Raw genomic sequence first — 3377 nt, 5'->3', positions numbered from 1 at the left:
CGATGATGAGCTCGACGGCGCGCCGCTCGTCCTCCGAGCCGGAGAGCCGGTGGAGGGTCGAGAAGTCCTCGATCAGCTTCCAGGGCACGTCGAGCGAGACGGCGTCGACGATTTCCCGCTCCAACTCCGGATCGGTCCACTGTGTGATTGCGGCTAGACGATCCATACCGCTGAATCCTTCCTCGGGGAGCGGTGTGGCTCCCCATCCTCCCTACCCGACGACGACCTTGGCGCGGTCGCCGCTGATCTCGAGTTGTGTCCCGAAGGGCTCTGAGAGCCGGTTGAGCAGTGCAAAGACCTGCTCGGCGCCGGCGCCGCTGACGAGCTGCGGGAAGCCCGCCTCATCCAGAATCAAAGGCACCAGCTCGATCGCAAGCTCCGACCCGAAGGTGACTCGGGCGATGACCGACTCCGGCTCCATGAAGCCGCGCGGTCGCTCGAAGATGAAGTTCCCAAGGCTGTAGAAGATCGGCTTACCCTTGTAGATCTCGATCGGGTGCAGCGAGTGCGAGTGGTGGCCACAGACGACATCGGCGCCCGCGTCGATCAGGGCGTGCCCGAGCGGCTGCTGGTACTCCGCCAGCAGCCCCTGGTACGGCGACAGCCAGTAGGCCGGGACGCCCCAGTGGATGCCGACGATGACCGCGTCGGCCTCCTTCTTCAGCGCGGCGATCTGCTCGCAGACGCGCTCCTGGTCCGCGGGGTCGGTCCAACTGCGCACGATCGGCATGGTGCCGGGCTGCTCGACCAGCAGGTTCGCGTCGATCTCAAAGGAAAATCCAACGCGGATGGGCGCGATCCCCGGCTTGCCGGGTCCGGCGTCGGACTCGACCGGCAGGGTGGACGCCACGCTCAGGAGCGCGATGCGGGCGCCGTCGTGGGTCAACCAGGCCGGCTGGCTGGCCGCGTCCAGATCGGCCCCGGCGCCGCAGTGCAGGATGCCGGCTCGCTGGCAGGCCTCCAGCGTATCGAAGAGCGCCGGGTGGCCGTAGTCCATCATGTGGTTGTTGGCGAGCGTCACGGCGTGGACACCCATGCCCTTGACGTCGTCGATGATCGCCGGATCGGAGCGGAGATTGGAGTGCTTGGGGACGCGGTAGCCGCGGGTCGACAGCGGCATCTCCAGGTTGGCGACGACCAGGTCGGCGCTGCGCATCTCGGCGACGGCCGCGGTAAAGGCGGGATCCTGAGCGGCCGGCTGCTGCGCGAACGGCGTTCGGATCATGACGTCTCCGACCAGACTGACCGTGGTCGGGCGTCGACTCTGCATGGCTGTCCTTCCCTCCAAACTCACCACTGGTGACCTACAGGTTCCCTTCGCGGTACTGCGGGTCCAGGGCGTCGCGCAGCGCGTCGCCGAGGAAGTTGTAGGCGAGCACGGTGAAGAGGATGAGCAGGCCGGGGTAGATCGGCAGGAGTGGGTTCTCCCAGAGGTATGCCTGGGAGTTGCTCAGCATGTTGCCCCAACTGGCCTGCGGCGGCTGAATGCCGAGCCCGAGATAGCTGAGGGCTGATTCGAGCAGGATGGCGTTGGCCACGCCCAGCGTCGCGGCCACGATGATCGACGGGACGGTATGGGGCACGATGTGCCGGAACAGGATGCGGGCATTCGAGGCGCCGATGGCCCTCGCTGCCTGGACGAACTCGAGGTTGCGGTAGCGCAGCACCTCGCTACGCACGATGCGGGCGACCACCATCCAACTGGTCACGCCGATGACGATAACGATGTTGCGGAAGCTCGACCCGAAGACGGCGACGACGATGAGAACGAGGAAGAAGTACGGGATGGCCATCATCCCGTCGGTCAGCCGCATCAGCACGCTGTCCACCGCGCGGCCCAGGTAGCCGCTCGCCGCGCCGACGAGCGACCCGATGGCGATTGAGATCACCATGGCGATGACGCCGACGCTCATCGATGCCCGCGAGCCGACGATCACGCGAGAGAGGACGTCGCGGCCGCTCTCGTCGGTCCCCAGCAGATGCTCGCGGGACGGCCGGGCGTGCGTATTGAGGATGTCGACCTCGTTCGGGTCGTACGGCGCGAGGACCGGGGCGAACAGCGCGACCAGGTACATCACGATGAGGAACACGGCCGACAGCACCGCCACGCGGTTCCGTACGAAGCGCTGCCAGGCGATCCGCCCCAGCGAGCGAGGTGCCCGCTTCGTTTCGATCTCTTCTCGGCTCAGGGTCTGTGCTTGTGCCATCCGCGCCGTCCCCTAGCCCACGCGGATGCGCGGGTCGAGATAGCCGTACACCAGATCCGTGAGGAGGCTGCTGATCACGACGACGATCGCCACCGTGAGGGTCGCCCCCAGGACGACCGGGTAGTCGCGGGTGCTCGCCGCCTCGACCGCGAGCCGGCCCATGCCGGGCCACGAGAACACCGTCTCGGTGATCGCCGCGCCGCCGACCGCACGCGGCAGGAGGACGCCGATGACCGTGACCACCGGGATCAGCGCGTTGCGCAGGGCGTGACGGATCACGACGACCTTGTTGTGCAGCCCTTTTGCGCGGGCGGTGCGGATGTAGTCCTCACTGAGCACGCTGATCATGCCGGAACGGGTGTAGCGGGTCAGCTCCGCCAGGTTGGCCGTGGCCAGCACGATGGTCGGCATGATCAGGTGCTTGATCCGGTCCATGAGGGAGAAGTCCTCGCCCAGGGTAGCCATCCCGCCGGCTGGCAGCCACTTCAGTTGGATCGAGAAGACGATGATCAGGATGATGCCGAGCCAGAAGACGGGGATCGAGACCCCGAAAAAGCTAACCCCGGCGACGATCCGGTCGAGCGCCGAGTTGCGCCGTAAGGCGCTGATCACCCCCAGGGGAATTGCCAGCCCGATGGAGAGGAGCAGAGCGATACCGGTCAACAGCAGGGTGTTGGGCAGCCGGTCCGCGATCAAGCTACCGACCGGCTCGATGGTGTTGTAGCTGCGACCGAGGTTCCCCTGTAAGACGTTCTTCAGCCAGCGGCCGTACTGAACTGGGAGCGGATCGTTCAGGCCCAATTGCTCTCGCATCCGCTCGATGTCCTCGCGGCTCAGCTCCGGGTTGGAGAGCAGCGACGGCCCACCCGGTGCCGAATGGATCAACATGAAGGTGACGATACTGACGATGAATAGCAGCACGACCGCCTGAAACAATCGGCGGATGAGATAGGCGCCCACGATTCTCCTCAATCAGCGTCGGTCGACGGCTGTCAACGTCGGGTTTCCTCCGCTACCCCGCTCCGGACCCGGCTCCGACGGTGGCGTCCCGGGGGCGATTCGCCGTCCGTCGGTGCGTCATCCGGGGGCGGGGAGGTGAGGACCGAGTTGCCGCCCGCGCGGCGGGGGCGGGCCGGGGGCCGCCCGCCCGGGGGGGCGCCCGCGGGGGGG

At 67.0% G+C, this 3377-nt stretch carries 3 protein-coding genes; all 3 read right to left on the bottom strand.

Annotated elements, in window-relative coordinates:
* Nucleotides 1–211: 211 nt before the first annotated feature.
* Genes IRZ30_RS16570 through IRZ30_RS16560 form a run of 3 tightly spaced genes read right to left on the bottom strand, consistent with a single transcriptional unit; the run spans nt 212 to nt 3167 of the window.
* Complete coding sequence (locus IRZ30_RS16570) at nt 212–1270, bottom strand: CapA family protein (RefSeq protein ID WP_294086762.1); 1059 nt, start codon at nt 1268–1270, stop codon at nt 212–214.
* A gap of 34 nt (nt 1271–1304) precedes the next feature.
* The gene (locus IRZ30_RS16565) at nt 1305–2207 is read right to left on the bottom strand and encodes an ABC transporter permease (RefSeq protein ID WP_294086759.1); all 903 of its coding nucleotides are present in this window, start codon (nt 2205–2207) and stop codon (nt 1305–1307) included.
* A gap of 12 nt (nt 2208–2219) precedes the next feature.
* Nucleotides 2220–3167 carry an ABC transporter permease gene (locus IRZ30_RS16560; RefSeq protein WP_294086758.1) on the bottom strand — a complete coding sequence of 316 codons (948 nt, stop codon included), beginning with the start codon at nt 3165–3167 and terminating at the stop codon, nt 2220–2222.
* Nucleotides 3168–3377: the final 210 nt, after the last annotated feature.

This window comes from Sphaerobacter sp. (assembly GCF_019683595.1).
Classification (GTDB): Bacteria; Chloroflexota; Chloroflexia; order Thermomicrobiales; family Thermomicrobiaceae; genus Sphaerobacter.
The sequence above is the reverse complement of the archived record's forward strand: the minus strand, read 5'-3'. Positions and strand labels throughout refer to the sequence as shown.